General features: G+C 68.2%; 4 protein-coding genes. 3 read left to right on the top strand and 1 reads right to left on the bottom strand.

What is annotated here, in order from left to right:
* The coding region (locus HJG52_RS20490) for a hypothetical protein (RefSeq protein WP_206071202.1) at positions 1-440 on the bottom strand (440 nt) is incomplete at its 3' end.
* Between HJG52_RS20490 and HJG52_RS20295 the strand changes: the two genes are divergently transcribed.
* The 3 genes from HJG52_RS20295 to HJG52_RS21475 form a co-directional block, all read left to right on the top strand.
* A complete protein-coding gene (locus tag HJG52_RS20295) occupies positions 415-4,578 on the top strand; it encodes a DUF6531 domain-containing protein (RefSeq protein ID WP_206071201.1) in 4,164 nt (1,387 codons plus the stop codon). The two genes, HJG52_RS20490 and HJG52_RS20295, sit on opposite strands and share 26 nt — an antisense overlap.
* A 246-nt stretch (positions 4,579-4,824) precedes the next feature.
* Positions 4,825-5,346: a hypothetical protein gene (locus HJG52_RS20290; RefSeq protein ID WP_171245445.1), complete on the top strand. Its 522-nt coding sequence runs from the start codon at positions 4,825-4,827 to the stop codon at positions 5,344-5,346.
* Between the two features lie 102 nt (positions 5,347-5,448).
* A partial coding sequence (locus tag HJG52_RS21475) for an RHS repeat-associated core domain-containing protein (RefSeq protein WP_346767878.1) occupies positions 5,449-6,503 on the top strand: 1,055 nt, incomplete at its 3' end.

Here is a 6,503-nt window from a genome sequence, read left to right as displayed (position 1 = left end):
GATTTGGAGGCGGCGCAGGCTGCGGCGTCGGCGGCGTCGGGTGGGGTGGAGTCGGCGGCTGGTAGCAGTGTGTTGGCGACCGCGAAGAAGTATGCGGATTCGTCGCCGCCGGCGGGGGTGGAGCTGCCGAGTGCGGAGGCGGTGCGGGCGGCGCAGCAGCGGTTGTCCTCGGCGCAGGCGGCGGCGCGGTCGGCGGATGCTGCGGTGGTGGCGGCGCAGTCGCGTCTTGATGCGGCGCGGCAGTTGGCGTTGGACGCTTCGAGTTTGCGGGTGGCGGATGCGAAGACGGCTGCGGGTCGGATTCGTGAGGCTAGTGATGCGGGGATTCCGGAGCGGTCGCGGTGGGAGAAGTTCAAGGACTGGGCTGCTGAAGCCTGGGATGTGATCATCAAGATCGCCAAGATTGTGGTGGCGGTGTTGGGGATCGTGGCGTTGATCATTGGTGGTCCGTTGGCGTGGGTGGTGTTCGCGGCCGCGTTGCTGGTGTTGGCGGACACGATCATGAAGTACCTGAAGGGCCAAGCGTCGTTGTGGGACGTGGCGTTGGCGGCGTTGTCGTGTATCCCGGGGACCAAGGGCCTGACCACCCTGGCGGCGTTGAAGTCCGCGTTCAAGGCTGGTGGCCTGCTCGGTGCCGGGATGCACATCGCGTCCTCGGCCAAGACCGCGATCACCTCGATGGCCTCGGCCGTCCGGGCCATGGGCAGCTCAGGTCTACGCAGGCTGGGGTCGCAGGGCTCGTCGCTGCGGACCGTTGCCGATGACGCCGCGGCGGCGCGGTCGCTGACGAACGAAGCTGGGGCAGCGCGCAGTGGGCGCGAGGTCGTCAGCTGTGGTGACCCGGTGGATGTTGCGACGGGGTTCGTTTTCCTCGACGCTGTCGATGTCGAGGTGGCTGGGGCGGTGCCGTTGGTGCTGCGTCGGCACTACTCCTCTGGGTACCGGCTGGGGCGGTCCTTCGGCCAGGAGTGGGCCTCGACCCTCGATGAGCGTCTGGTCTTCGACGACGACGGGGTGTTGTGGCTGCGGGACGATGGCGGCGTGACGGCATACCCGTCGCTCACGGACGTCGGCGGCGACGGCCGTCACGAGGCGGGCGTGGTGTTGCCGTCCACGGGCACGCGGCAGTGGCCGTTGTCCACCGCCGAACCGGGCGAGTTCCGCCTAACGGATCCCGACACCGGCCTGTCCCGCGTGTTCGCGGTTGTCTCGACGAGTGGTCGCGGCCACGATGGCGATGTCAGCCCGGCCGGCGGCGTGCTGTGGCCGGCGTGGCTGGTGCGGGTCGAGGACCGCGCGGGGCGTGGGTTCACGATCGAGCGGGACGCTGACGGGACCGCCATCGCCGTGCAGCAGCACCACGGGGTTCGGGTCGTGGTTCGGCGCGATCAGCAGGCCCTGGTGACGGGGTTGGACGTCCTCGGGGCTGGCGAGGACGGCGCCGACCTGCGGGTCGGGGCTTTCGGGTTCGAGCACGGCCGGCTGACGCAGGTCGCGATGGACGGGTCGACAGGGCGCGGATCGGACCCGGTGACTGTCTTCGGCTACGACGACCGGGGTGACCTGACGCACTGGGTAGACAGCAACGGCTACCGGTACGACTACGCCTACGACGACGCGCACCGCTGTGTCGCCCAGGGCGGCGCGGACGGGTCGCTCCGTTTCACCTACGAGTACGACGCGCCGGAGCCGGCGACGGGGCTGCGCACGACGCGGTCGGTGGACGCGGTCGGCGGCCACGCGGCATACACCTCCGACCGCCGGTGCCTCCTCGTGCAGGAGACCGACCCGCTCGGACGGGTCACGTCCCTGACCCGCGACGAGATCGGGCGCGTGGTGGCGCAGACGACCCCAGGTGGCGCCACGACTCGGTGGGAGTACGACGAGGACGGTCGGGTCTCGCTGGTCGTCTCGCCCGGTGGTGCCAGGACCGTGGTCGAACGCACCGACGAAGCTGTCCGGGTGACGCTGCCGGACGGCTCACAGACGCAGTACGACCTCGACTCTTCCGGCCGCGTCGAGTCCGTCGCCGACGCGGTGGGTGCGGTGACCCGCTACGCCTACGACGGGGACACCACGGTCCCGATGGAGGTCGTCGACCCCGTGGGCGATGTGACGACGTTCGCCTACGACGTGGTCGGGCGCATCGTCGCGGTGACGGCCCCGGGTGGGGGAGTCACGGCATACGACCGCGATGTCATGGGACGGGTCACGACGGTGACCGATCCCGTGGGTCGGGTCACGACCCTCACGTGGGGGCTGCGCGGTCAGCTGTTGTCGCGCGCGCTCCCCGACGGCGGTGTCGAGACGTGGACCTATGACGGCGAGGGCAACCCGGTGTCCCACACCGACGCCGACGGTCGCACGACCCGGGTGGAGTTCGGCGCTTTCGACCTGCCGGTCGCGCAGGTCGATGCGGCTGGCGGGCGGGTGGAGTACGCCTACGACCCGATGCTGCGACTGCTGTCGGTGACGAACGAGGCCGGGGTGCCGTGGCGGTACGAGCGGGACGTAGCCGGTCAGGTCGTGGCGGAGGTCGACCACGCCGGCCGGGTCATCTCCTATGAACTGGATGCGGCTGGGCGCGTCGTCGAGACCGTGCGGGCCGGTGGGAGTGAGCGCGTCGAGTACGACACCGAGGGTCGCGTGGCGATGACGAGCACCACTGACGGGCTGGTCACGCGGTGGGCGTATGACGCTGTCGGGCGGCTCGTGGCGGCGGACACGTCTGGAGGACCTGCCGACAACGGCGCCGGCTCGGCCGGTGGGCAGCTGACTCGGGCGTATGACGCGGTGGGCCGGCTGGTGTCCGAGACCATCGACGGCGCCACCTCCTCGTGGGCGTACGACCTCGCGGGTCGCCCGGTGCGACGGGTCACCCCGGGAGGGGTGGAGTCGACCTGGACCCATGGGGCCGGTGGCCGCGACAGCGAGCTGGTCCTGGCCGGACACCGGGTGAGCGTCGCCCGGGACGCGGCGGGGCAGGAGGCGACGCGGCACATCGCTCCCGTCGCTGCGGGTGCCTCGGCCGGGTCGCGTGGCGGAACCGGGTTCACGGTTGCGTCGACGTGGGCGGCCGGCGGTCGCCTCGCATCGCGCACGGCTCTCGCAGGTGTGGTCGAGGGCCCGGTCGCGGGTCCCGTGGCGGTCGATGATGGTATGCCGCCCGCGTCCGGTGTGCCTTCGACGTCCGGTGAGGCGTTGTGGTCGATGGCATTCGGGTACACCCGCGCCGGGGACCTGGCCACTGCGGTGGTCGACGGGGTGCGCAGCGAGTACGAGCTGGACCCGCTGGGACGGGTCACGTCGGTGCTCCACGCAGGGGTTCCGTCGCAGACGTACGGGTATGACGTGACGGGCAACCTGACCGGCAGCCAGATCGACATGGCGGGTTCCACCGGTTCGGGCGGGTCGGTCGATGCGGTCGGAGCTGGTGAGCGGGAGCTGCGGTCCTACCGCGGCGGTGAGCTGGTGCGGTCGGGTCGTGACCGGTTCAGCTACGACGACCGTGGCCGGTTGGTGCGGCGGCGCCGGGCGTTGTTGTCCGGTGGGTCGCTGGACTGGGTGTTCGACTGGGACGACCTGGACCGCCTCACCTCGGTGCTCGTCCCGGACGGGTCGAGCTGGGTGTACAGCTACGACCCGTTGGGTCGCCGGGTCGCCAAGACGCACCTCGACGCCGCCGGTGCGGTGCTCTCGCAGGAGCGGTTCGCCTGGGACGGCGCCCAGATCAGCGAGCACACCACCATGGCCGGCGCCGAGCTCGGCGGGGCTGAGGTCGGGACGTCGGTGACGTGGGAGTACGACCAGCTGGGTCAGCCGATGGCTCAGGTGACCCGTCGCGGTGGTGCGGTGACCGCTGACGGGGACTCGCGGCATACCGGCGCTGGCACGGCTGGGGCTGAGCCGGGTGTGGGGTCGGTGGATGAGGCGTTCCACGCGATCGTGACCGATCTGGTTGGTGCGCCGTCGAGGTTGGTCGGGCCGGATGGGTCGACGGTGTGGTCGCGGTCGGCGTTGTTGTGGGGTGAGCCGGGTCGGGTTGGTGACCTGATGCCGTTGCGGTTCCCGGGGCAGTTTGCCGATGCCGAGACGGGGTTGGTGTACAACGTTTTCCGGTACTACGACCCGGTGAATGCCAGGTACATCAGCTCGGACCCGTTGGGGCAGGTGCCTGGTCCGAACACGTACGCGTACGTGAGCAACCCGACCACCCTGACCGACCCCCTCGGCCTCTCACCCTGCGGCGACGTAAAAACAACGACAACAGGTGCCGATGACGTCTTGAACGGGGTGCGCCTGCGCGCCCAACTCACGGGCCAGGAGATCGCTGGCGGGCACGCGTTCGTGAAGCACAAGGTCGAAATGGGCGAGTTCCCAGGGATCCGTACAAGGGCGCAATTCGCCACTCATATCGAAGACGTCGTGCTCAACGGCGAGATGCGCACCCTCAGCGCCGGACGAACCGCGTTCTGGCGCGAGGGGACAGTGGTCATCCGCAACCCCCGCGCACCGGATGGTGGCACTGCCTTCCAGCCCCGAGACGGCTACGACTACTTCCTCAACCAACTGCACTAGGTGGACGAATGAGACTTGTAGATGCATCCGAGCCTTGGAGCGGGCTCCCGAACGTCAGCCCCGACGAAGCTGTGATCGCGGTGAGTCGAGATGAGCTAGCCGGACTTGCGAACAGCATCGGTGAGGCCCTTCAGGCGGTTGACGATTGGGAATTCGACACACGAGTCGGCCTGCTGCCCAAGGAGGCTCGCCAGCTCCGAGACGAAATCGGCCACATTCTTCGCACTGGATTCCGGCCGCAGTGAGATGAGCAAGCTGGCGAGGCGATTCCTCACCGACTGTGTCGTGACGCTCGCGGCGTGGCTCGGTATCGTCGCGCCATCCGCAGATTCGGTTGAGGTTTGCGCAACACCGGTCCTCGCCTCCGCTTACATCGACACCCTCTCCGTCGCATCCCCGCCGAACACCACGCCTCACTGCGGTCCGCCAGTTTCGTACGACCGCCACACCGCCTACGACGCCGTCCACCTCGGCTTGCGCGGCGTCGTCGCGCCGTCGGACGTGCTGCGCCCGATGGGGCGGCAGTTCGTGCATCTGTCGGTCGATCGGGATACGGCGCGGACCGTCGGCTCGCGCAAGTCCGACGTGCCGGTCATCTGCCGCACTGACCGCCTGACAAACCCATCAAGGAGAACGCAGCGCTACACCACTACCCGGGACTTGACCAGGCCTGGCGACATCACACGGGAAGAGGCGGCCTCTGGGGCGGGAGGGTGGGTGCGTGAGGACTCTCCAGAGATCGATGACCTGTTGATTGGGGTGGCCTGACGAAACTTGCCGGGGCCGACCTCAAGGTCGGTCCTCGTGAGTATCTTCGTTCTGAGCCCAATTTCCATTCGTTGCTGGACTCACTCGAAGGAGGGAGGTGGGATGCGACTCGGGCGGAGCCGAGTAGGACCTTTGCTCCGCTGGTTGCTGCGTGCATTGCTCGTCCTGATGCTCGTCGGGTTGGGATTGGGCTGGTCCGGAGCAAGCGCCGGGCCTGCTCTGACGGCCACTTCCAACGCGCGAACCTCGATCTGCAACCCGGCCGCGCGCGATACGCAGGCGGCCTTCGCGCCGACGCCACACCTCAACCAACAGAGTGTTCCGACCCGTCGGGGAGGTGACTTGTCCGCGGACGGTGGTTCGCGGCATACCGGCGCTGGCACGGCTGGAGTTGAGCCGGGTGTGGGGTCGGTGGATGAGGCGTTCCACGCGATCGTGACCGATCTGGTTGGTGCGCCGTCGAGGTTGGTCGGGCCGGATGGGTCGACGGTGTGGTCGCGGTCGGCGTTGTTGTGGGGTGAGCCGGGTCGGGTTGGTGACCTGATGCCGTTGCGGTTCCCGGGGCAGTTCGCCGATGCCGAGACGGGGTTGGTGTACAACGTTTTCCGGTACTACGACCCGGTGAATGCCAGGTACATCAGCTCGGACCCGTTGGGGCAGGTGCCTGGTCCGAACACGTACGCGTACGTGAGCAACCCGACCACCCTGACCGACCCCCTCGGTCTCTCACCCTGCGGGGCTGATTTCATCGCAAGTGCCGATGGCGTGATTGTGCCAACGAGCCGATCAAGAATGGTTCAGACGTTTGAGGAGGCTGGGCTAGCGTCTGTGCCAACTCGCGCCCCGGGCACTCAGTACACTCTTCCCGATGGAAGCCTGGTGAGGATTATGGAACCCTCTGGGTCAGCACCACTGCGGGCATCCTTTACCGACGCCTATGAGAACGCCGTGAATCCCTTTACTGGCATGCATCCACAACCGCCACCGGGCGTGTCAGGAGCTGCCTGGAGGCAACTGCGACGAGAACTTACTCACCCTTCCGCGTCAGAGTTAATACACCAGAGCCCGGCTGAAACACCCAACCAGGAGACGGCTACGTTTCGTCCGTTTCGAAAGGTTGGAGTAGATGACAGAGCCCAAACCCAAGCCCGGGTTGC

The sequence above is a fragment of the Knoellia koreensis genome, from assembly GCF_013041615.1.
Taxonomy (GTDB): domain Bacteria; phylum Actinomycetota; class Actinomycetes; order Actinomycetales; family Dermatophilaceae; genus Pedococcus; species Pedococcus koreensis.
The sequence above is the reverse complement of the archived record's forward strand: the minus strand, read 5'-3'. Positions and strand labels throughout refer to the sequence as shown.

Coding starts and splice junctions, on each gene's coding strand:
- HJG52_RS20290 (WP_171245445.1), top strand. CDS start 4,825: ATGAGCAAGCTGGCGAGGCGATTCCTCACCGACTGTGTCGTGACGCTC.